This is a genomic window from Methanosarcina sp. UBA289, from assembly GCA_002496565.1.
Taxonomy (GTDB): Archaea; Halobacteriota; Methanosarcinia; order Methanosarcinales; family Methanosarcinaceae; genus Methanosarcina.
On the sequence record DAKJ01000016.1, the window covers coordinates 143966 to 168327 of the forward strand.

General features: G+C 40.5%; 19 protein-coding genes. 12 read left to right on the forward strand and 7 right to left on the reverse strand.

The features are described from left to right. Positions 1–81 precede the first annotated feature (81 nt). The 4 genes from BP549_RS06185 to BP549_RS06200 all read left to right on the forward strand — a co-directional run bounded on the left by BP549_RS06185 (position 82) and on the right by BP549_RS06200 (position 5232). Entirely contained in the window at positions 82–1110 is a 1029-nt protein-coding gene (locus BP549_RS06185; protein ID WP_292376280.1) for an inorganic phosphate transporter, read from the forward strand. Further along, entirely contained in the window at positions 1107–1796 is a 690-nt protein-coding gene (locus tag BP549_RS06190; RefSeq protein ID WP_292376278.1) for a TIGR00153 family protein, read from the forward strand. The genes BP549_RS06185 and BP549_RS06190 overlap by 4 nt, the downstream gene beginning before the upstream one ends. Before the next feature lie 409 nt (positions 1797–2205). Then, complete coding sequence (locus tag BP549_RS06195; RefSeq protein WP_292379080.1) at positions 2206–3705, forward strand: alpha/beta hydrolase family protein; 1500 nt, start codon at positions 2206–2208, stop codon at positions 3703–3705. Positions 3706–4509: 804 nt separating this feature from the next. Beyond that, on the forward strand, positions 4510–5232 hold the full coding sequence (locus BP549_RS06200; protein WP_292379082.1) for a hypothetical protein: 723 nt from the start codon (positions 4510–4512) through the stop codon (positions 5230–5232). A 143-nt stretch (positions 5233–5375) separates the two neighbouring features. On the opposite strand, the gene BP549_RS06205 is transcribed toward BP549_RS06200, so the two are convergent. Both BP549_RS06205 and BP549_RS06210 read right to left on the reverse strand, forming a co-directional pair. Next, positions 5376–6677, reverse strand: coding sequence for a hemolysin family protein (locus tag BP549_RS06205; RefSeq protein ID WP_292379084.1), 1302 nt, complete (start codon positions 6675–6677; stop codon positions 5376–5378). Positions 6678–6851: 174 nt separating this feature from the next. Continuing rightward, positions 6852–7655, reverse strand: coding sequence for a M48 family metallopeptidase (locus BP549_RS06210; RefSeq protein ID WP_292379086.1), 804 nt, complete (start codon positions 7653–7655; stop codon positions 6852–6854). A gap of 690 nt (positions 7656–8345) precedes the next feature. Between BP549_RS06210 and BP549_RS06215 the strand changes: the two genes are divergently transcribed. Continuing rightward, a complete protein-coding gene (locus tag BP549_RS06215) occupies positions 8346–9458 on the forward strand; it encodes a hypothetical protein (protein ID WP_292379089.1) in 1113 nt (370 codons plus the stop codon). Between the two features lie 314 nt (positions 9459–9772). Here the strand turns inward: BP549_RS06215 and BP549_RS06220 are convergent, their stop codons facing one another. Beyond that, complete coding sequence (locus BP549_RS06220; RefSeq protein WP_292379091.1) at positions 9773–10774, reverse strand: NOG1 family protein; 1002 nt, start codon at positions 10772–10774, stop codon at positions 9773–9775. Positions 10775–11133: 359 nt separating this feature from the next. Here BP549_RS06220 and BP549_RS06225 point away from each other — a divergent pair, with 359 nt between their 5' ends. Next, complete coding sequence (locus tag BP549_RS06225) at positions 11134–12009, forward strand: CBS domain-containing protein (protein WP_292379095.1); 876 nt, start codon at positions 11134–11136, stop codon at positions 12007–12009. Between the two features lie 141 nt (positions 12010–12150). On the opposite strand, the gene hisE is transcribed toward BP549_RS06225, so the two are convergent. The 3 genes from hisE to BP549_RS06240 form a co-directional block, all read right to left on the reverse strand. Beyond that, positions 12151–12465, reverse strand: a complete 315-nt coding sequence (gene hisE / locus BP549_RS06230) for a phosphoribosyl-ATP diphosphatase (protein ID WP_292379097.1) — start codon at positions 12463–12465, stop codon at positions 12151–12153. Between the two features lie 85 nt (positions 12466–12550). Continuing rightward, positions 12551–13837 (reverse strand): 3-isopropylmalate dehydratase large subunit, encoded by a 1287-nt coding sequence (locus tag BP549_RS06235; RefSeq protein WP_292376303.1) that lies wholly within the window; start codon positions 13835–13837, stop codon positions 12551–12553. Between the two features lie 179 nt (positions 13838–14016). Beyond that, the gene (locus BP549_RS06240; RefSeq protein WP_292379099.1) at positions 14017–14880 is read right to left on the reverse strand and encodes a YkgJ family cysteine cluster protein; all 864 of its coding nucleotides are present in this window, start codon (positions 14878–14880) and stop codon (positions 14017–14019) included. Positions 14881–14980: 100 nt separating this feature from the next. Between BP549_RS06240 and BP549_RS06245 the strand changes: the two genes are divergently transcribed. After that, a complete protein-coding gene (locus BP549_RS06245) occupies positions 14981–15484 on the forward strand; it encodes an amino acid-binding protein (RefSeq protein WP_292379101.1) in 504 nt (167 codons plus the stop codon). Positions 15485–15660: 176 nt separating this feature from the next. Here BP549_RS06245 and BP549_RS06250 read toward each other — a convergent pair whose 3' ends face one another. Then, a complete protein-coding gene (locus tag BP549_RS06250; RefSeq protein WP_292379103.1) occupies positions 15661–17169 on the reverse strand; it encodes a PKD domain-containing protein in 1509 nt (502 codons plus the stop codon). 610 nt (positions 17170–17779) lie between these two features. On the opposite strand from BP549_RS06250, the gene BP549_RS06255 reads away from it, so the two are divergent. The 5 genes from BP549_RS06255 (at position 17780) to BP549_RS06275 (ending at position 23611) form a co-directional block, all read left to right on the forward strand. Then, positions 17780–18334, forward strand: a complete 555-nt coding sequence (locus BP549_RS06255) for a helix-turn-helix domain-containing protein (protein ID WP_292379105.1) — start codon at positions 17780–17782, stop codon at positions 18332–18334. A 397-nt stretch (positions 18335–18731) separates the two neighbouring features. After that, positions 18732–20402, forward strand: a complete 1671-nt coding sequence (locus BP549_RS06260) for an AMP-binding protein (protein WP_292379107.1) — start codon at positions 18732–18734, stop codon at positions 20400–20402. A 437-nt stretch (positions 20403–20839) separates the two neighbouring features. Continuing rightward, entirely contained in the window at positions 20840–21088 is a 249-nt protein-coding gene (locus tag BP549_RS06265; RefSeq protein ID WP_292376251.1) for a 4Fe-4S dicluster domain-containing protein, read from the forward strand. 19 nt (positions 21089–21107) lie between these two features. Then, complete coding sequence (locus BP549_RS06270) at positions 21108–22163, forward strand: 3-methyl-2-oxobutanoate dehydrogenase subunit VorB (protein ID WP_292379110.1); 1056 nt, start codon at positions 21108–21110, stop codon at positions 22161–22163. A 2-nt stretch (positions 22164–22165) separates the two neighbouring features. Further along, entirely contained in the window at positions 22166–23611 is a 1446-nt protein-coding gene (locus BP549_RS06275) for a 2-oxoacid:acceptor oxidoreductase family protein (RefSeq protein WP_292379112.1), read from the forward strand. Positions 23612–24362: the final 751 nt, after the last annotated feature.

A 24362-nucleotide genomic window follows, 5' to 3' on the forward strand; every position in this document is an offset into this window, starting at 1 on the left:
ATTAATTATTAAAATTTAAAAAAAGTAAATGTTATAACAATTATATCAAGTTTGAAGTTTAAGATTTTTGGAGCGGAAAAAATGGATTTACTTGTCATAGCACTTATTTTAGCGGGCCTTTACATGGCCTGGAATATAGGAGCAAACGATCTCGCAAATGCTATGGGCACTTCGGTTGGAACAGGTGCCTTAACACTTAAGCAGGTAATTATTATTGCTGCAGTTTTTGAGTTTTTGGGTGCAGTGCTTTTTGGAGAAAGGGTCACTACGACAATAGCAAAAGGAATTGTTCCCATTGATATGATCAGTATTGTCCAACCAGACATTGTGGTTTTGGGTATGCTGGCTGCAATTCTTGCAGCTGGCTTCTGGGTAACCCTTGCGACCTTTTATAACCTCCCCGTTTCAACCAGCCATTCTATCGTTGGTTCAGTACTTGGCTTTGGGCTGATTGCAGCCCATAACGGAATTATCTCTTTTTCAGATATTCACTGGGGGGAACTTACGAGAATTATTGCCAGTTGGTTTATATCTCCGGCTCTTGGGGCTGTTCTTGCTTATCTTACTTTTTCTGTGATAAGGAAACTGTTTCTTCATAGAGCTAAGGATCTTCCACTTGTTGAGAAAAAATTCATATCCTTACAGCTCATAACTGCCTGTTACATGGCATTTGCACATGGGTCAAACGATGTGGCAAATGCTGTAGGTCCTCTCACTGCTGCTCTCAAGGTCATGGGTGTACTAGGAGTTGAAGTCCCTGTATGGATACTTGTAATGGGAGGCCTTGGTATGGTAATAGGAATGGCCACCTGGGGTTATAAAGTGGTTGAAACCATCGGCTCGAAGATCACGGAACTTACACCGACACGTGGCTTTTCCGCAGAGTTTGCAACAGCATCAGTGGTTTTGTTTCACAGCTTTAGCTCCCTTCCGATTTCGACTACACATACGCTTGTCGGTTCGGTCATAGGGGTTGGGCTTGCAGGCGGAATTGCAGCCGTTGACCTGCGCGTGATCTGGAAGATTATTTCTTCCTGGGTAGCAACAGTTCCTATAGCTGCTCTTACATCGGCATTAATCTTTGTAGGATTTGAGGTGATTTTCTTATGAAAGACTACATCCGTTCTGTCCTTGACGTGGTCGCTGAATCTCCCTTTGTGCCTCTGGAAGCACACGCAAAAAAGGGAGTGCTGGCAGTTGAAAAGCTGGCTGAAGCAATGGAAGCCTACTGCGCAGGAAACCAGGCCATCCTCGAGGAGAGGACAGGTGAGATTGACAAACTGGAACATGAGGCTGATAAACTTAAACAGAAGATAAGAGCAGGCATTCCCTCAACAGTAAGACTGCCCGTGAACAAAAAAGACCTCCTTTCCTTCCTTAAGCAGCAGGACTCTATTGCCGATTATGCCCAGGCTGCTGCCTACTGGATGACCCTGAGGCCATGTAGGACTATTCCTGAGGAAATCAAAGAAGGCTTTCTGGAACTGATGAACACCTCCCTGAAGACAGCAAGACTGTACAATGAACTCGCAGGCGAGCTTTACAAGCTTCTTGCGACTTCTTTCAGCAAGGAGCAAATCAAGGAAACAATGACCATTATCCCTGAAGTCGAAAAACTGGAACATGATGTGGATGTGCTTGAAACCGCCCTTCTAAAAAAGATCTTCGAAAACGAGGATGCTATAGGAGGCTCAGGCGTCTGTCACTTGATAGGGCTTGTGGAAAGAGTAGGAGGTATCGCTGATAAGTCCGCAAGCGCTGCTGACCGGCTCAGAACTATGATTCTCAGAAGGTAAATTTTCACATTCCTTCTTTTTAATATAAGTTCTTTTTTGACTATTTAACTAACTTTTCTCGAAGAAATTTTCCTTTTTGACCTTTACCGGCTGAGAATTATAATTCTCATATTATAGGTTTTCAGAAGATAAGTTTTCATTTCTCTTTTAAATATACCTTCTCCTTCCGACTTTAGACGAGGAAGGAATAATCCATCATCTCATTGAGAGCACAACCGGCGAAGATATCAGATTAGCTACTCTTTTCAGTGATTGAATTGGCTGGGGTTCTAATAGCTGAGATTTTGTCTGATCTGAGACTATGCCTGTGTAAAAAAGTTGATAAATTATAGGACCAAATATTTAAAAATAAATTTTGGGAGAATGAATATAAAAATTCAAATAAAAGATATAAAAGAAAGGAATTATTATGAAACGTAAATTTATAATTTGTGTTGTCTTATTGAGCATTATCATCGTAAGCCTTGGATGTGTTTCACAGTCAGATGGGTCACAGAAAGAGAGTTCACAACTAAACGATACAAATAACACGAATACTGAAGATCTCAAAGATATTGAAGGCATCTGGATGGGAAATTTAACAGTTCCAGGTGGGTTGGAGTTAAGGATTGTGTTCAACATTTCTACTAACTCTGATGGGTCTATCAATGCCAGTATGGATAGCCCTGATCAGGGAGTAAGCGGTATACCTGTTGAGAGTGTTAGTTATAAAAACGATAACTTGAACCTTGGAGTAAAGTCCATACCGGGAAGTTTTGAAGGGATATACAAGGAGAATAACAAAACCATAGAGGGAGAATGGAAGCAGTCAGGATCAGCGTTTCCACTTGTGCTTGAAAAGGTCGAGAAAGCTCCTGAAATGCACCGAGAGCAGGACCCTGTAAAGCCTTATCCGTATACCGAAGAAGAAGTTGTTTATGAAAATAAAGGAGCAGGAGTAAAGCTGGCAGGAACGTTAACTCTTCCGAGGTCAGAGGGGCCTTTCCCGGCAGTCATACTCATAACGGGTTCAGGCCAGCAAAATCGTAATGAGGAAATTGCGGGTCATCGCCCGTTCCTTGTACTTTCGGACTATCTGACACGCCAGGGAATTGCGGTGCTTCGGGTCGATGATCGAGGTATTGGAGGTTCGACAGGGAATGTTTCACAGGCTACAACTGAGGACTTTGCTGGAGATGTACTCACAGGAGTTGAATACCTCAAAAATCGCAAAGAGATCGATCCAAGTCGAATCGGACTGATCGGACACAGCGAAGGAGGGCTGATTGCCCCTATGGTAGCAGTAAAATCTCAGGATATCGCATTCATTGTACTCATGGCTGGTCAGGGAATTACCGGGGAAGAAATTTCATACCTCCAGAGTGACCTTATTTACAGGGCAGAAGGTGTAGACAATGAAACTATAGCCAGGAATGATGTGCTTCTGAAAAGTATGTACTCTGTGATAAAAGAGAAACAAAATGAAACCATAGCCGCAGAAAAACTTCACAAATTTATGGTGAATGAGGTAGAAAACATGAGCGAAGAGGAGAAAAAGAATTCAGGTTACTCTGAAGATGACCTTGACGTTCAGATTAATGCTCAGGTCCAGAATCTGCTCTCGCCCTGGATGCGCTTTTTCCTGACATACGACCCCGCCCCTACCTTGATGAAGGTAAAGTGCCCGGTCCTTGCAATAAACGGCGAAAAAGACCTTCAGGTTCCGCCTAAAGAAAACCTCAGAACCATAGATGAAGCTCTCAAAGCAGGTGGCAATAAAGACTACACAGTTAAAGAACTGCCAGGCCTCAACCATTTATTCCAGACCGCTAAAACCGGGTCTCCCTCAGAGTACGCAAAAATAGAAGAAACGATTTCTCCGGCTGCTCTGGAGATTATAGGAAACTGGATTTCGGAACATATACAGTAAAAACCGAAGTACAGGATTTAGAAAGTACGAGAGTGAGGGGAAAATAAGATTACTGTAAAATGTACAGATATGCATTTCATTGTAACTTCTTCTCCTTTTACTATGTCTTTTAATATTTATAATCCAAGATTAATAGATTATTTATGAAGTGTGTATATACCCACTTCTAGAGCATATTTACCTACTAGATAGGGATATCTTCTTACACCTTGGTAATATTTATCTAGCTAAGTAGGATATCTAATACTCGAATATATCTGCTTATATTTGCTCATTTCATGATTACATGGAAAATATATAAACAATCCATATCGAAAGTTCTACAATTACAAATATAAAATATAAACTTCTTTTAATAATGCGCAAGTCAGATATGACATTCCAATTTCTCTAGAGACAACAGGTGAATAACGTAATTGAGATACATATTTGACACTTATTATTTTACCTTTTCTTTAGAATAGGAAAACCGGAGCTTTTTAAGGGAATTAGGCAATTAAGAAGCAAAATATGAGGAAAAAAACATCACACAGCAGGTTTTTTCGAGTATAGAGGACTATATCAACATTATAAGAGATAAGACTTTCTGAGAAGACTTTCATTTAATTTTTAAATCACGAGAGACATAGTTAAGCACAATTTGTAATTTTATAAGCTTTCAGACCCTGAGATAAAGCATTATAAAGCTTTAAGTTCCTTTTTTGAATTTTATAAAAATATATAGAAGTAAGTAAGTTTATATATTAATATGCCCAGTGCATTCTGATATTCTTGTATTAATATAATTAGATAAGGAGGAAAAAAATGAGTCTTAATAGAAAATCAATCTGGGAAACTATAGCATCTATTTCTGTTGTATTAATGATATTAACATTAGGAGTTTCTGCAGCCTCAGCGGCATGTTCCACTGATGACTCTTCTGAATACACTTATGTATACATCACAGCCGACGACTGTGGCAATACTGACTGTACTGGAAACTGCTGTGAAGACTGCGAAGAAATCTGTGAGCAGGATTGCACCGGAGAATGCTGTGACAACTGTGTTGAGTGTACAGAAGACTGTTGTGACAACTGTGACGAAGTAACCTGCGAAGGCGACTGCTGCAACAACTGTGAAGATGCTTGTATCCAGGATCGCGCTGGAGAATGTTGTGACAACTGTGACGAAGTAACCTGCGAAGGCGACTGCTGCAACAACTGTGAAGATGTTTGTGTTCAGGATTGCGCTGGAGAATGCTGTGACAACTGTGACGAAGTAACCTGCGAAGGCGACTGCTGCAACAACTGTGAAGATGTTTGTGTCCAGGATTGCGCTGGAGAATGCTGTGGCAACTGTGAAGAAATCTGTGGTCAGGACTGTACCGGAGAATGCTGTGACAACATTGATTGTACAGAAGACTGCTGTGACAACTGTGACGAAGTAACCTGCGAAGGCGACTGCTGCGAAAACTGTGAAGATGTTTGTGTCCAGGATTGCATAAAAAAATGTGCCCGCAGCTGTGAAAAGACCACCTGCAACAAATAAACCATTTAAAGGTCTTGATCATTGATTCAAGCCTGATAAAAATCAGGATTGAGAATTTCGAGTACCAATATTTGATTTCCATAAATAATAAGTTTTATCGAAATTCTCTTTACTCTTTTTGAGTTTAAGGAACGTCTATTCTTTTATTTTTTAGTAACTGGCGTTACCAGTACCTTATCTATACGATTGCCATCCATATCCACAACTTCGTACCTTAGCTCTCCAAGAACAATACGGTCTCCAGTTGCTGGAATTCGCTGCAGGATGGAAATAATCAGCCCGGCAATGGTCCGATAATAACCCAGTCCTTCCCCTGGAAAAAAATCCACGGACAGTACATCTTTGACTTTTTCAATAGGCGTATCCCCGTCGATCAACCATGAGCCGTCTTCCCGAATCTGAACCTGTGACTCCACAGGCTCGCCAAGGGAACGGACTTCACCCACTATTGCTTCAAGAATATCGTGCAGAGTGATTACGCCCTGAATACTCCCGTATTCGTCAGTGATAAGAGCAATATGCACTCCGGTCTCTTTAAACGATTCAAGAAGCTTCAGGACAGAAACGCTTTCAGGTATAAAGAGTGGTTTTGTGACCAATGCTCTGATATCAACAGTACCGGTTTCCAGAAGCGTTGCCAGGATACTTTTTACTGATACCATACCTACAATATTGTCGAGTTTCCCTTCGTATGCAGGAAAATTTGATCGGCCACTTTCACTCATTTTCCGCAGATTTTCATCAGCTGGTTTCTCTAGGTCGATTGCAATAAGATCTGTACGATGCGTCATCAGGGAATCAACACGGCGGTCACCAATTTCAAGCACGCCTTCTATCATGCTCAGTTCGGCTTTCTCAAACACTCCAGCTTTGGTTCCTTCCTCAAACATAATCTTAATTTCTTCTTCTGTTACAGGAGGTTCAGTAGTCTTTCTGATTCTCAGAATTTTGAGCACAGCTTCGGTAGAACTACTGAGTATTATCACAAACGGCTTTGCGATAACAGATAGATAGAACATAGGTTTTGCAACGTTAGAAGCTATTGATTCCGCACTGTTGAGTGCAAGCCTTTTTGGGACAAGTTCTCCAAAAATTAAGGTCAAATAGGTGATCACAAAGACTACAAAAGTAATGCTGAGCGCACTACTATATGGGGCCAAAGTAGGGAATTTCGCAAGGTAAGCTGCAAGTCCTTCTGCGATTGTAGCTCCGCCGAAGGCACCTGCAAAGATTCCCACAAGAGTAATTCCTATCTGGATTGTTGAGAGAAAAGGAGTTGGTTCATTTGCGAGCATAAGCGCAGTTTCTGCCCGTTTGTCTCCTTCCTCCGCCCGTTGTTTGAGACGGGTTTTCTTGGAAGAAACAATGGCAAATTCTGACATGGCAAATATGCCATTGAATGCGATCAGCACAAAAATAATTACGATTTCAAGCAATAGTGACATTTTTGAAATATTATTAGTTGAACTATAATTTAAAGTTTAGTATAGTTTTATACAGATTTGTGCTTTTATAATATCATTTTCCTGTTGTATTTTTATTTTTTCCCTGATTCAGTAATTTTCCTGGAATCTATGCTCTTTGCCTACAAGTACTTTCAAATCTACCTCTACATCCGTTCAAAAAATTTTACCTGGTCTATTCTCATTAATTGCCCTCACCCTCCTGACAAGAGCAGGATGTGTTGACAACAAATTGGTTGACCAGATCCAGAACCCCTCAGGACTCATTGTAGTTTCAAGATATTCTTCATAATTAACAGCCTTGTAAAGATGTTCGCCTGCTGATAGTACTATAAGTCCTTTTTTGCCTGAAGGAACAAGCCGGATTGCAATTCTGTCTGAAGTATATTCCCTGGCCCGGCTCAGGGCAGTCCATAAAAAGTTCTTGAGGATAGGCACAAAGGCAATCGGAAATATTGAGAGATTGTAAAGCAGGGTCACATGCCCTGCCTTTATGTGAGCCAGTTCGTGGGCAACTATAAACTCAAGAGAATCAAAGTCTTCCTCCCGGTATGCTACCTCAACTATGTCCGCATAAAAAACTACATAGTTTCTCCTGAAGTATAGACGGGTAGCAAATGCGTTTATTAGCCCTCCTTCCTGGATTAAGAAAGCATCCGGAACTTCTCTGAGATTCAGCTCAAAAGAAAGACGTTTTATGATTTCGTAGAGTTCAGGAAACTGTTTTTCGGAGAGTTTGATTGCATTTGCCATCATTCCTCCGTAAGTCTGTCCAGAAACGAATGAAAGAAAAGCAATCGATACTGGGATTACCAGTATATATTCAATCCCGAGTTCTTCGGGATATAAAATTGGAACTGTCATTAATGTGACATAAATAAAAATACTGATCAGTAGGCAGATTAAAAAAAGAGGTATTTCGGCAGGATGCCTGAGATTCTTTATTTCATTATCCAGCAAGTTTTTTGTCCCCCTATTCTAGAAAACTTGAAGATATGTTTCAATGACCCCAATAAAAGTCACAATACATTATAAATATTTACCTGGAGCTATAATACCTTCTTAGACTTTTCTCAATATACCTTTTACTCATATTCATCCGGAAATTTTCCCGGGGAAAAAGTAAGGCCATTTATTTAGTTTCAGGATAATTGCTTACATGAAGAAAATGCTAACAGATAAGACTCCAAAAGGTGAGCTTTCATAAGAATACATCATCATAAATATATTTGTATACAGATATAAGAAGAATCTAAAACAGTACAATAAAGACTCCCATAAAAACTCTCTACATAAATGAAGCTAGTTGGCCATCCAAAATGTTCTTTCTTAAACCATAGAAAGTTACATGTTTTCGAGTTTTGGGATTTCTGCAAATTTACTCTGTGAGATAGGGTAGAAAATGGAAGAAAATTTTATTTTTAATTAGTTATTGTTGACAAGACAAAATAGAAAATAATATAAATGTTAGAATAGGTGAATTGTAGTAGAAATTTTAGATAGATAATTAAAGTTCTGGTCAATTTTCTATAAATAAATCAAAAATGTAACGTACTTAAGCAAATCATGTTACAGAGATTTATATAAAAAATTATTCCATAGAAATTTAAGCATAAATTTGTCTAAAATGTAGAGGGGAAGTCATATTTTATGGAGTATATATTCAAATTCTGCAATTTGCCTGACGACAAGTCAACAGTAAAAATAGTTAATGAAGCTGCAAACCGTTTGTACTATAAACTTGAAGGAATTGATATAGAAACTTTAGATATTTCAGATTATAACAAAAGATACTTTGGCTCCTTATTAAAGAACTTACGTTCTAATTTACAAAGATATGCATATATATTGGTATGGTCAATCACAAAGATAGACATACCCTTAAAAAAACTTGTTTTTTTGGATTATGGAGGAGGTTCTGGCATGTTATCCCTCCTCGCAAAAGAGTGCAATATTGGAACAGTTATTTACAACGATATTTACGATGTCTCCGCCAGAGATGCAGAATTAATAGGAAAAGCTATTGGAGATCAAGCTGACTATTATATTCCAGGAGATATTGACAAAGTAATCGATTTTTTAAAGACGAAATCGATTAACTGCAACGCAATAGCCAATTATGATGTCATAGAACATATCTATGATATAGAAGAATTCCTAAAGAAAATATCTTTGATTTCAGATAATAATAATTTAAGGGTGTTTTTTTCCTCTGGTGCAAATCCTTATAATCCTTTGATCAAGAGGAAGCTCGTGAAAAATCATCATAGGTGCGAACTCTTAGACCGAGAATCGATTTTTGGTAGAAAAGAAAGAGATCCCCTGGAATCATATTTAAAAATTAGAAAGAAAATGATAAAAAATTTGAATCCAGATCTGTCCGAGAATCAAGTGGTCTATTTAGCTGCCGCTACCAGAGGGCTGATTGAATATGATATTAAAAAAGCAGTAAATGAATTTTTAACTAGTGGATCTGTTACTTTTAAGCAAAAATATCCCCAGTATCCCACAAATACCTGTGACCCTTACACCGGTAACTGGGCAGAGCATTTGATGGATATATACCAGTTAAGAAATGTTTTGCAGCGTGAGAACTTCCAAGCCGATATCTGGTGTGGATATTATGGCGATTCAAATACTTTACTAAAGTGTCTAGCAGCCCGATCTTTAAATTTGTTAATTAAAAGCTCAGGAAGATATGGACTGATATTTTCTCCATTTTTTACACTTTGTGGAAATATAGCACCGCAATCATCCTATTGATTCTTAAAAATCTTAATTTAATAGCTCAAAAGATTCACTTTATAGATAAAAAAATTCAACTCACAAGTTAAAAGATTAATGTCATAATATAGACTTACTTCTTATAGACTTACTTCTGGGCGAGTGTTAACGTCGAAAGAATTCACTCTATTCTCGCCCATAATTCAGCTCCCTTGAGCCACAACCATTGCACCAGTTGATAACACCGTTTTCGCTCAAGCCTTTTTTGAAAAGGCTTGTGGTCAAACCTTTTTAAAAAGCTTTCAAAATTTCCTCCGAAAAGGTTGCAGAACTCGGGTGGTAACTCTGCTGGATCAGATTGCAGACTCGGTATCTGGTTCCTCGGAAGAAGAGGAAAGGCGTTTTTGTTCAATCATCTGTATAAGCCTGTCCGTTACGTCATCAATTCCTTCCCCGGTAAGTGTAGAAATATTAAACTCTACTTCATCCTGCTTCTGGAATTCGGACCTGTCAGCTTTGTTTGCAACCACAAGCAGGGGAAGTTTGAAGTTCTCACGAATTTCCGCAAGCAGGCGTTTTTGGGCTTCGATTTCGTATCCGCAGCTTTCGCTGGGATCAATGATGAACATTACAACTGCATCAAGGTAATGAATCGCAGTAACTGCCTGCTTTTCAATATCATTCCTCTCGGACATAGGGCGATCAAGAAGCCCAGGTGTATCCATAACCTGGTAACGCACTCCATCCCGCGTGAAATGCCCGATCGTTACTCCTTTTGTTGTAAATGGATAAGGAGCGATTTCCGGGCTTGCTCCTGTAATTTTTGAGACAAAACTTGACTTTCCTACATTAGGATAGCCAGCAATCACAATTGTGGGTTCATCCTGCACATCAGGAAGTTTCCGCAAGGTATTTCGGGCTTCGTTAAGGAAGAGAAGATCTTTGTTAATAGACTTGATAATCGAGGCAAGCCTTCCGAAGGCTTCTTTCCGGACAGGCTCCGGGAGATCCGAATTCCGGATTTTCCCAACATAACTTCTTGAAACCTCATGGATCTTCCTGCTAGCCCAGTCCACGGATGCGAGAGACATCTTGAGTTTTTCTACTCCTACAAGGACATCAGTGAGTTCATAATAAAATCTGGGCAATCGCTCAAAACTAGGGAACCGCCTAACTATATTTGCAAGATTATCCGTCAGAATATTTGCCGCTGTCAGGAGCATGGACTCATTGGCTCTGAATCGGCTTTCTCTGCTATCTATCGTTTTCCCGGACATAGCTCGCGCTGACCGCTTAAAGGCTTTATTGATTAATTCCTCGGAAGTGGGAACTGTGTGGATTTTCTCGAAGATCATTATGTTCTAACCCTCTGGGGACTCTGCCAAGTTATATATACGTTATTATAGATTAAGAATCTCATGAGAATAAATTCGCAAGCAAGAGTCTCACAGAGATTCTTGAAGGCGATTCCCTGAGAGGAATTTATTGCTCAATTTTGAATTTATAATTACAGATCCTGGTAATAAACTCTAATATAAAGTGAAAACCAGGTAGAAATTTAAAGCAGAACCGGACTGTATTTATATTTGTAATATCAATTTGTAACAAGATTTATAATCATTAATTATGGTAAATAAGTGCGTTAACTTACATTATCTATGTATAAGTTTCGTAGATCATTCTTATAAAAGTATATGAAATTAATGGTGGTAGTATGGAACTCACTCCGATTCAAAAAGATATTATTATTGCATTAATCAACCTTCAGCGGCAAAAGGACCGGGCGATCAAAGGAGAAGAAATAGCCGAGGTAATCAAACGTAATCCTGGAACTATCCGCAATCAGATGCAGTTACTAAAAGCTCTTGGGCTTGTAGAGGGAGTACCTGGACCAAAAGGAGGCTACAAACCCACAGGAGCAGCATACGATGCATTAAAAATTCAGCAACTGAAAAATGAATCTGTGGTTCCCCTTTATAGGAACAATGCGTTAGTTAATGGAGCTACAGCTGCTGATATCAGTTTTACCACGGTCAGAAGTCCTGATGCCTGCAGTGGAGTCGTCCGCGTATTAGGAAACACAAAAGACTTTGTGATGGACGATAAGCTTCAGGTAGGCCCCACACCTGTAAACCGCCTGATAATCCGTGGAGAAGTCACAGGAAGGGATGACACTAACAATTCGATTCTTTTCAATATTACGGAAATGATTTCTCTACCTAAAAAACATGTCAAACATTACATGAAGTATCCTCCTTTACTTGTGAACCTGAATGCAAGTATCCAAGAAGCAACGAGACTTTTTATCAGGAATAACGTCCACGGAGCTCCTGTAGAGGATAAAGGAAAAATCGTGGGAATCATTACTTACACTGATATTGCTCATGCAATTGCCCAGGGAAAACCGAACGTAAAAGTCAAAGACATTATGACAAAAGAACTTATCACAGTCGATGGAGATATGCAGCTCTACGATGTAGTAAAACTTTTCCATAAGTACAACGTAGGAAGGCTTATCGTAACCATTAATGGCGTGCCCAAAGGCACACTATCAAAGACTGATGTCCTGAACGAACTGGCAGTGTATTGAAAAATTAAGGTTTTTCACGGTTCTTTGAAAGAGCAGAAAGAACTATAAAAGTAATTAGTAAAAGTAGCCAGAAAAACTCGATACTTATAGAACATCGGATTGCCTGCATTTTCAAACCGGGAGGTAAAAACCTCCGGTTCTTTAATCCCTTTTCATGGTTTCATGTCGGGCACTGAGCTCGGCTGCGATTTCATCAAGGGTAACATTATTTGCCGCAAGCATTACCAGAAGATGGAAGATAAGGTCCGAACTTTCCGAAACAATCTCGTCATGGTCTTCATTCCTAACTGCAAGGATTGTTTCAATTGATTCCTCTCCTACTTTTTCAAGGATCTTGTTCATACCTTTGCGGTGGTTTAAAAGCTTGCAGACGTATGAGCGCTCGTCATAGTTTTGTTTTCGGTCCAATATGATCTCATATACCCTGTTCAAGATTGATAGGTCAGCATCCGACATTTTAACACCTGTTTAATTAACACGGATAAATATTTTAAAATTCAAATTGAGAAAAATATCCAAAAAAGTAAAAACAGGAGATTTTTCAAACTTTCCTTGGATCAGTGATTTCTCCGGTAAGGGCTGATGCTCCTGCAGTCGCAGGGGAAGACAGATATACAAAAGATTCGGAACTTCCTTCTCTGCCCTTAAAGTTACGATTCGAAGTTGCAAGGCCCACTTCTCCTGCCCCAAGCAGGCCAAAAGAGCCACCCATACAGGGCCCGCAGCAAGGGGATTCTACGATTGCACCTGCATTCATAAGTTTTTCTATATACCCGGCTCTCAAGAGTTTCAGGTACTCGGTTCTTGAAGCGGGAACTACAAGCAGGCGAACGCCCTTAGCTACTGGTTCGTCACCCATAATATCGGCCATGATTTTAATATCTTCGAACCTTCCATTCGTGCAGGAACCCACAAAGATCTGGTCAAGTTTAGTGCCCTCGACCTCGGTTACGGGTTTTACGTTATCCACATTATGAGGACAGGCTACCTGGGGTTCTAGGTCGGATATGTCGTAGTGCCGAACTCCCACATATGTTGCGCCTTCATCGGATTTCCAATATGGATCGAATTCGTAATACAGAATCCGCTCTTTGAGGTATTCTGCAGTCACTTCATCGGCTTCGATAATTCCTGCCTTTCCACCCATCTCGATTGCCATATTGGACATAGTCATACGTTCTGGGATCGAAAGAGAGCGAATTGTTGAGCCTCCAAACTCGGCTGCCATATACCTGGCTCCTTCTACTCCTACGTCACCTATCAGGTGGAGGATAAGATCTTTAGAGTAAACTCTTTCTGGCAGCTTACCTTCCACTTCAAAACGGAAAGTCTCGGGCACTCTGAACCAGAGTTTACCAGTGGCAAAAACCGCTGCCATATCAGTAGACCCTATACCTGTAGAAAACGCCCCCAGTGCACCATATGCACATGTATGCGAATCCGAGCCAACTATAAGGTCTCCTGGTAGCACATGCCCTTTTTCGGGAAGAACCTGATGGCAAACTCCTTCGTATACATCATAATTTAAAATGCCCTGTTCCTCAGCAAATTCTCGGAGCATAATATGATTTGCTGTGGCGTTAATGGAGTCTGCAGGAACCTGGTGGTCAAATACGATCACTATTTTCGTCGGGTCCCAGACTTTCTTCTCTTCTTTGTCCTTCATAATCTCATAAAAGCCTTTAACTGCCAGCGGACCTGTAATGTCGTGAGTCATTGCCAGGTCTATATTTGCCAGTACGAAATCTCCGGCTTTTACGGGACTTCCGGAGGCCTTCGAAAAGATCTTTTCCGAAACGGTCATCGGACGATTTTCATTACCAGACATCCCGGTCATGGGGAATAACTGGCTCTTTCTAATAAATAAATTTAATTGATGATGCTGGTCGACAAAGATTAAAAATCTTTCAGGCTTATAAACAGACTACCTGCCTTAAATAGAAGAAATTTAGCTTTAGGAAAGAAAAGATTGACCAGAAAAGTTTAAAGCTTTGTTACTTTTTGCTATTACTCACTAATCTCGGTACTTCCCATACTATCGTGGATTATATAGATACATGTGCCATTCTCAAGATTTTTTTTTGCAAGCTCGAGACCCTTTCCTCCTCTGCTGAAGTCCACGAAGTTTTCATACATGTCAAGCATGTCCTCAAGTTCCGAAATATACCTTAAGAGGAGATCTTCTGCCATCTTTCGGCTGTCTTCTGCAGAGATCGAAAACCCTAGGCCTTCACATTCGCAGGTCTGTAGTCTCAGCCCTTCAATATAAAAAGGATAAGTGCTGCAGAGCATAGGACGCACAGGATAAACCCGGCACTTGTGTGAATCTCTTTCAAGGAAAATGCAATCTCCATTCTTCTTCCGCCTGAGAATCCATCCAAAGGCGTGAATCTTGCCCTCACAATCGATATAATCCCGAAGAAATTCAAGAGTTTCAAGAGAAAATGACTCTTCGTTATCCTCCGATGAACTGAATGAAGTTTCTGGATGTTTTTCTTCATCCTCCCAGACCTCATCCTGTAGAGTAACCTCATTTACAAACGGTCCTGCAACCTCCAGTTTTGAGAGGCCTGTATATTCCTGAATTTTTTCGATTTCGGATGGGATCACAGCTACTCTATTGTCCCCAAAAGCCCGCCTGCAGCATTTTCCACAGTGCTGGCAGAAGAAACCGATTTTTCGGATTTCAACTGCAAGCTTTTCGGGTTCAAGTTTGCGAGCCATTTCTATTTCTTTCTTAAGACCGGCAATAAGAAGGCGCCGATAGCTTGTTTTCTCGGACTTCGACTTATTACCTGCGCTGGAAACTTCCATGTAAAGACTCGTGCTCTGCTGGTACATCAAATTAACGCAAGCAGTGGTTAACGTCAAGAACATTTGGAAATCTTATTCCTAAAAATCATTATCTAGCTGACAATGGATCATAATAAGAAACTATATATCAGGGAACCAGGTTTAAACATAAATTTATATGTGGCAGAAATTACTCAAAAAGTTTGAAAAATATCCTGCGCAGGCAAAAGTACTTAAATTGCTCTTTGAACGCGGGTTTCAGGTTAATGAGGAAGGTAAGGTCACCTCCGGAAGTATTGAGATCGCACATACCCAACTTGCAAAAGAAGCAGGCGTTGACCGGCGAGTTGTTGACGCAACTACAAAGACCATTGTTTCAGACGAACTTCTAAGCACGATTTTTAAAAATGTTCATTCCATCCCTTTCCTCAAAGACGTAGCCCCTTCCCTTGGTCTGGGAGTAATCATTATTATCCCAGAAGACGCAGCTGACGTGGGCATCCTTGCGGAGGTTGCAGGCTTGATCTCAGGAAGCAAAGTAAGCATCCGCCAGGCTGTATCGGATGACCCCTATCTGACTGATAACCCAAGACTTACGATTATTACCGATAAGAAAGTGCCTGGAGAACTTGTTGACAAAATCCTCGAACTACCCTCGGTTAAGGGAGTAAGCATTTACTGAATCTTTTTCTACGCGATATATAAAATTCCATAAATAAAGTAGAGGTGGGATAGGAACTCTGCTCAAAAGACTGCTTATTTCAGTTGAAAAAAGGTTTTTTTCATGAGTATTAGCTTATTTTCTGCCTCTTTTAAATACGGAAAGCCCCATAGGTATCCCTAAAAATCCGAAAAACTTCATATGCATAGAAATATTTTTACATCTCTTCCGGATAATGAGCCATCTGCAAAGTTTTTAACTGAGTCAATAAGCCTGAGGATTTCGTGCTCTACCGATGGTCCTACCTCTGCAAGCTGCCGGGTTCCAGTAAAGGATAGAACGAAGTTTTCAACCGACTCAAGACTTTCCTTATTCAAAAATTCCTTTGTACCGTTACTCTCGCTTTTCCGGCTTAATCCCGGATCTTTGGATTTTTCCAGATTAACTGTATCTTCTAGATTAACAGAATCTAATGTAGAGGACTGGTTTGTCGGCTTCAGAACCTGAATAACAACACAGGCTGAAGAACTGCTATTATCATTCTTTGCCGTAAGGGAGACTGTATAGTTACCAGGACAGCAGAAAGTATGTATTGGATACGGGCAGCAGGACTTTTTTCCATCTCCAAAACTCCAGGACAGAGAATCTGCATTCTTGGAAAAATCAAAAAACTGAACTGTAAGAGGAACGTACCCGACTGTCACATTGGCATCGAACTTTGCCTCCGGAAGTACTGGAACCGAAGGATCCGGAGCTTTTAAAACATTTATAGTCACGTCGGTCGAGTCGCTGCCGTTCTCGTTCGTTACATTCAGGATAACAGTATAATTACCCTCATTGGCAAAAGTATGCAAAAAGTCCGAAGAGTTTGAAGTCTCCAGGTTTCCAAGACTCCAAGACAGCGAGCTGGCGTTTTCTGAGACATCCGTAAACTCAACTGTAAGAGGGGCATACCCGACTGTTACATTGGAAGTAAAAATTGCTTCTGGCATAACAGGAAATTCCGGAGTGAAATTCATTAACGGCCTGTAATCCATACTCTTTGCCCGACGGTTAACGGCATATATACTGTCTCCGACACCGTCCCCATTCTCATCCTTGCCTGTGTAATCACTCCAGCAATTGCCTGAGGTCAGGTTCCAGGTATTGATATTATCATCCTTTGCATTGTTAGTATTATTAAAGTAATTACTATATATCTCATTGCCTGAAGAAGTAAAGAACTTGATACCACAATCGGCATTAGAAGACACTATATTGTTACTCAGGGTATTATTTTCAGACTTAGATAGACAGATTCCGATGCTATTCCCCGAGACAATGTTATTGTTTATTGTGCAGTTTTTAGCACCATTCAGGTAAATACCACATTTGCTATCAGTTACTGAGAAACCGCTAATTGTTACGTTACTGGCAATTACTTTGAATACATTGCTCTCTCTATTCGCTCCCGTAATAACCGTATTGTAAGGATTTTTTGAATATGAGATTATTGTCAGGTTATCCTGGTTTATTTGAATGCTTTCGTTATATTCTCCGGGCTTTACAAATATAGTATCACCTGGTAAGGCGTTATCTACTGCTTCCTGAATCGATTCTCCCGGAGGTACAAAGATATTATCTGCTGCTCCGGTTTCTGAAATTGCAATGAGAGCCAGAAAAATTGCAAATAAACAGATCCATCTGAAAGTTCGACTTTTTATCATTTTAATCAGCGCATCAATCCGGAAATTTACAGCATTGTTTTTTAAAAGGATAACATATAAGATTATTGATTAAAATAAATATTACATAGTAGACATTAAAATTAAATATCTTTAAGAAGGCTTTATTTAGAAAAAATAGGCATTCCAAGAGATTTATCTCCAAACAGCCATGTGCATAAAAACTCGGAGTAAAAAAGTAAAATAATGATTTTGTGTAAATTTCTCTAAATTTGAATCATAGAGTTAGGTTTAAATTTAAAAGTAAAAGCTGAAGCTTAACATCTGATTTAGTTACGTTCAAAAATGTACGTTCAAAAACCAATTTCAAAAACACAAGTTAAAAAAGAATTGACTTTGTCCCCTGTTTTTCGGATTCAATAAATAAACTTATTTCGAAACTTCAGATTCAATTCTGTTATGGCTCAGTTTTTCTATTATTCTCATATAGTGATAGGACTGTGGGAACTGAAACATAATGTATATCAATGATAATTCTTAATGGTTCTGGAAGAAAAAATCTTCTTTCAAACAGGCATAAAGTCTGCAAAGCCAAAGGTTTTTAAGCAGATATTAGTTAATTCTTGAAAAATCCAGTTGGAGAAGACGTATCATGCAGGAAAAAATAAAAGAAATCGCAGATCGAGTACGTGAACTGCGTGAACTATCGGATTTCACGGTAAAAGACATGGCAGAATATTTGCAGGTATCCGCCGAAACTTATGGGAAATATGAAGATGGAACTGAGGATATTCCGGCAAGTATACTTTTTGAAATTGCACACAAGCTGCATGTAGACATGGCTACTCTCCTTACAGGAGAAGAGCCTCGAATGAATATTTTTACCGTCACACGAGATGAAAAAGGGGTTAATGTTGAAAGGAGGAAGCAGTACAAGTACCAGAACCTGGCTGAAAAATTCATTCACAAAAAAGCTGAATTTTTTATAGTTACAGTCGAACCCAAACCATCTGGGACAAAACCTGAGACTAATTCTCACCCAGGACAGGAATTTAACTATGTACTGGAAGGAAGCCTGAAAGTCTATATCCACAATAACGAGATTGTCCTGAAGAAAGGAGATTCCATTTATTTTGACTCCACTTACGAACACGCCATGGAAGCTCTGGAAGGAGAGACAGCCAAATTCCTGGCAGTTATAATGTAATAATTTAATTCGTCAATTCATCTTGACTTGATGTAATTCGATTAAACTTGATTCAGTAGGGCTTACGCAGTCAAATTGAAAGATCAATAGCATAACGTTTAACTGTTCAAAATATGAATTTAAATCACATCCTTTACCGTACTTGATTTTGTATCTTATGCTCGTAAGTCCAATTCAGTTAGTTTGATAAAATTTAATGTAACTTGGTTTAAACTAATTTGATTTATATGGTTCGAATTAATTTGATTTGAATTAATGTGATTCGAGTTAATGTGATTTGGTCTCAAATCCGATAAGAAATTCGATATCCGGGCTAAAACCTTTAAACTCAAATGAGGACATGAGGCCTTCAAAATATAGAAACTATAGAAATAAGTAAATAAAACGGGTGTCCAGAATGACTTCTTTGCTTAGCCAATTTGTTTCCAAAACCGATTTTGAATCCTTTGAGGATTTCCAGGAAAATTTTAAAATCCTGGTTCCTGAAAATTTCAACTTTGCCTATGACGTGGTTGATGTCTATGCAAGAGATTTCCCCGAGAAAATTGCAATGATCTGGTGTGATGATTATGGGGAAGAGAAAATCTTTACTTTCAAAGACCTGAAGTACTACAGCGATAAAGCTGCAAACTTTTTTGCAAAGCATGGGATAGGTAAAGGCGACTATGTAATGCTTACTTTGAAGAGCCGATATGAGTTCTGGTACTGCATAGTAGGACTGCATAAACTTGGAGCCATTGCCGTGCCTGCAACCCATATGCTCAAAACGCGAGATGTCGTATATCGAATACAAAAAGCCGGACTAAAGATGATTGTCTGCATTTCGGAAAACGGAGTTCCTGAACAGATAGATGAAGCACATTCCGAATGCGGGAGCATCCCACTCAAAAAAGCAGTTGTTGGAGAAAACATCCGGGAAGGCTGGATTGATTTCAGGAAAGAACTCGAAGAAGCCTCCCCTGATTTTGAGCGCCCTTCAGGCGAATCTGGTACAAAAAATACTGATATTTCCCTTGCTTATTTCTCATCAGGGACAGCTAGTTTCCCTAAAATGGTGGAACATGACTTTACCTATCCTCTCGGGCATATTCTGACCGCAAAATATTGGCAGAACGTGGAAGATGACGGCCTGCATTACACGGTTGCAGACAGCGGCTGGGGAAAATGCGTATGGGGAAAGATCTATGGGCAGTGGATAGCCGGTTGTGCAGTCTTTGTCTACGACTATGATAGGTTTGAAGCCAAAAACATGCTTGAAAAAGCCTCGAAATTCGGGGTTACAACTTTCTGCGCCCCGCCAACGATCTACCGATTCCTTATTAAAGAAGAGCTCTCAAAGTACGATTTCGGTTCCGTGAAATATGCGGTCGTTGCAGGAGAACCTCTTAACCCTGAGGTATATAACCGATTCCTAGAGTTTACTGGAATAAAGCTGATGGAAGGTTTCGGGCAGACTGAAACTGTTGTAACTATCGGAACATATCCCTGGATGGAACCAAAGCCCGGATCTATCGGAAAGCCTTCTCCTGGCTTTAAAATTGAATTGATGGACAGAGATGACAGGCTTTGTGAGGTTGGGGAAGAAGGAGAAATCGTAATCAACACAAAGGAAGGAAAACCTGTAGGGCTCTTTGTCCACTATGGAAAAGATCCTAAGAAAACCGAGGAGTCCTGGCATGATGGCTACTACCATACAGGGGATATGGCCTGGAAGGACGAAGACGGTTATTTTTGGTTTGTGGGAAGAGCTGACGATATCATAAAGACCTCAGGATATAAAGTAGGACCTTTTGAAGTAGAAAGCGCTCTTATCCAGCACCCTGCAGTGCTCGAATGTGCGATTACAGGTGCTCCTGACCCTATCAGAGGCCAGGTTATCAAGGCAACCGTTGTGCTTACAAAAGGATACACTCCCGGAGAAGAGCTTAAAAAAGAGCTTCAGAAACACGTAAAAAGTGTCACCGCCCCCTACAAGTACCCCCGCATCATAGAGTTTGTGGATGAGCTTCCAAAGACCATTAGTGGAAAAATCCGCAGGGTTGAGATCCGAGATAAAGACCAAAAATAAACCCGAAGAAATAACCTGGAAAACTTGGGCCTAATCAGAAAGTAAACAAGGCATGGTTTGGTCCGAAAGTCGAGAATTTTGGGTCAAATCAAAAAAGGAAAAAAAGAAAGAAATAAGTACCTTAAACTTTCTGGAAAGTTTGCTCTGAGAAATACGACTCAGGATTCACATTATAACTCTATCTAAATGTACCTGCTAACTGCGGCATATAACAGATTATACGATTTGCAGTGTAAATTTTGCAGTGTAAAAGATAACTGAATACATGGATAAATGAAGGCTCTTCTTTCTGTCACAGAAAACCGGCTGAAAAAAGAAGGGCTGGAGAAATCTGGGAAGAAAAACCGAAAAATCTGGATACTCTAAGCCCGGGAATGAACCTGAAACCTGAGAAGAGCCCAGAGAACAACTAAAAATAGACAAAACGAGGATTTCATATGTCAAAGAATGATAAAAAAGAACCATACCCTGTAATTAATAATCTGGAGTGTAAGGCCTGCGGGCGCTGCCTTCTAGCCTGCCCCAAAGATGTGCTTTTCATGAGTGAAAACCTGAATGCTCGGGGCTACCATTATGTGGAATATAAAGGAGAAGGCTGCTCAGGCTGTGCAAGCTGCTATTATACCTGCCCTGAGCCGCTTGCAATCGAGATTCATATTCCCCTGAAAGAAGAGGAAGCCAGGTAAGGCAAAAAGGAGGAAAACTATGGCAACACAACTCATAAAAGGCAACTCCGCAGTGATCGTCGGTGCACTCTATGCTGGATGTGACTGTTTCTTCGGATACCCGATAACTCCGGCAAGTGAGATTCTACATGATGCATCCAAATATTTCCCGAAAATTGGCAGGAAATTCGTCCAGGCCGAATCCGAAGAGGCGGCAATTAACATGGTCTATGGAGGAGCATCTGCGGGACACAGAATTATGACGTCCTCTTCAGGCCCCGGAATTAGCCTGATGCAGGAAGGAATTTCCTATCTTGCCGGTGCCGAGCTTCCATGCGTTATTGTAGATGTTATGCGGGCAGGCCCGGGCCTTGGAAATATAGGGCCGGAGCAGGCGGATTACAACCAGGTAGTAAAAGGTGGAGGGCATGGGAACTACAAAAACATCGTGCTTGCACCGAACTCAGTGCAGGAAATGTGCGATTTTACCATGAAAGCTTTTGAACTTGCCTTCAAGTACAGGAACCCTGTTGTGGTGCTTGCAGACGGGGTGCTTGGACAGATGATAGAGTCGCTTGAATTCCCAAAGAAAGCTATTGTCCCTGAGATCGATACTACTTGGGCGGTCAACGGTACAGCCGAAACCAGGCCTAACCTTGTAACCTCTATCTTTCTAGACTTTGATCAACTTGGAAAGTTCAACGAAAAACTGCAGGCAAAATATGAGCTCATAAAGCAGAATGAAGTCGATTATGAGGAGTATCTGACCGATGATGCTTCAATTGTACTTGTTTCTTATGGAATAAGCAGCCGGATCTGTAGGTCAGCCGTAGATCTTGCCAGACAGGAAGGTATTAAAGTCGGGCTTTTCAGGCCAAAAACTCTCTTTCCGTTCCCTGAGGCACAGTTGAAAGCCCTGGCAGACAAAGGCTGTTCCTTTGTTTCCGTGGAGATGAGCAATGGACAGATGATAGATGATGTCAGGCTTGCAATTAACTGCTCACAGCCTGTAGAGCTTGTAAATCGTATGGGGGGAAACCTGATGACCCTTGACCAGATTATGGATAAAATCAGGAAAATTGCAGGAGAGGCATGAAAATGGCAGCTGAAATCATTAATGGAGAAAAAGTAATAGGAAGACCAAAAGCCATGTACGCGGACTACCCTCGCAAAGGAGCAGTAGCCTCAACAGCTACTCACTACTGTCCCGGCTGCGGGCATGGGGTTTTGCACAAGCTTATTGCAGAAGCAATTGACGATCTTGGGATTCAGGACAGGACCGTTATGATCAGTCCTGTGGGCTGTGCAGTCTTTGCTTACTATTATTTTGATACAGGCAACATCCAGGTTGCTCACGGCCGTGCGCCTGCGGTTGGGACAGGAGTTTCAAGGGCCGAAGAAAACGCTGTGGTAATTTCCTATCAGGGAGACGGAGACCTTGCTTCCATAGGCCTGAATGAGACTCTCCAGGCTGCAAACCGGGGTGAAAAGCTTGCAGTCTTTTTCGTAAACAATACTGTTTATGGAATGACAGGCGGACAGATGGCGCCTACAACCCTTGTGGGTGAAAAGACGACAACATGCCCAGAGGGCCGAGATCCCCGCTTTGCAGGATATCCTCTCCACATATGCGAGCTACTGAATAACCTTAAGGCTCCTGTATTCATTGAAAGAGTTTCAGTCTCGGACATTTCCCACATAAGAAAAGCCAGAAAAGCTGTTCATAAGGCACTTGAAATCCAGCGCGATGGCAAAGGATACGCTTTTGTTGAAGTCCTTGCAGCCTGCCCTACGAACCTCAAGATGGATGCGAAAAAGGCTATCAGCTTCATAAATGAGGAAATGGAAAAGGAATTTCCCGTCAAGAACTTCAGGGATAGATCAGAAGAAGTCGAACCCCTGCATCGTGGAGTCAGTGACTTTACAACTGAGACCCTTAATCAGCTTTACGGCATTGAGGCAGATGTAGAGGAAAAACCTTCCAGAAAAGATTTTGCCCCGATGCAGACAAAAATCGCTGGCTTTGGAGGGCAGGGTGTTCTCAGTATGGGTATAATTCTTGCGCAGGCCGGAGTTAAAGCAAACCTCAACGCCTCCTGGTTCCCATCCTATGGCCCTGAACAGAGAGGAGGCACATCAAACTGTTCGGTCGTGATTTCAGGTCAACCTATAGGTTCTCCTACGGTCTACACTCCAGATATCCTGATAGCTATGAATCGGCCCTCCCTTGAAAAGTTTCAAGGTGTAGTCCGAGAGGGGGGCTTTATTCTCTACGATTCGTCTATCGGAGAAGTCGAAAAGTCTGCTCATGTAAAAGCCGTTGCCGTTCCTGCAACCGAAAAAGCCAAGGAAGCCGGGTCTGAGAAAGCTGCCAATTCTTTCATGCTTGGAGTCCTTATGGGCCTTAATGCAACTGGCCTACAAGAGGAAGTCTTCAAGGAAGCCCTTGCTGAAAACTTCGCAGGGAAACCTAAAGTTATCGAGTTTAACCAGATGGTTCTCGAAGCTGGGGCCCAGTGGGCAAGAGAAAACGTTAAGATCTAAGAATTTTAGCAACAGGTGGGAAAGATTTTTCTTACCTGCTGACACTTTTTCAGTAATTTCAATTTACTTTTAATTTCAAGCTACTTTTCAGCAATTTTTAAATAATTTGTCCATTTTAGAGTGATTTTGTCTCCTTTAATTACTCAAGTATCCTGATTTAGTCTCATATCATTTTTCAGATTTTCCTGCATAGAAATTTACTCTTGGGAAGAATACATTTCTGAAAAACTTAATCGTGAAGCCCAATTGATAGTAAAAAACAGATAATCAGAAATATGCATACATTTGAAACCAATCATAAGCTTTATTAAAGCTGAGCACATTTTAAGAAAAAGACTAGCTTAGACAAATCATTTTTAAAAGTACTTATTTAAATAGGCAGTGATGGAGCTTAAAAAGCATTTTATTGAAAAATAACTTGTTGAAAAAACGCTTTATTAATCAAGAAGTAGATGGTAGGGGCGAGTCCCTATTCTCGAATCCCTACCTGCGATCCAACCCAGAGATTGAGAGGAAACCCTATAACTCTCAATCTACACATTTTATAACAACTTGGGGATATATATCATAACCGACCCAAAAACCAATTCGCAATCTTAATTTTGTTTAGGTTATTTATTTTTGTGATTAATACAATATTTAATATCATTGAAAATTATATGATCAATAAATAAATTGATTGTTCGAAATCTGGTCGTGTCCCTAAGTTATTGAACCGGAACTCTGAACGTTAATAATTCCTTCAAACTCC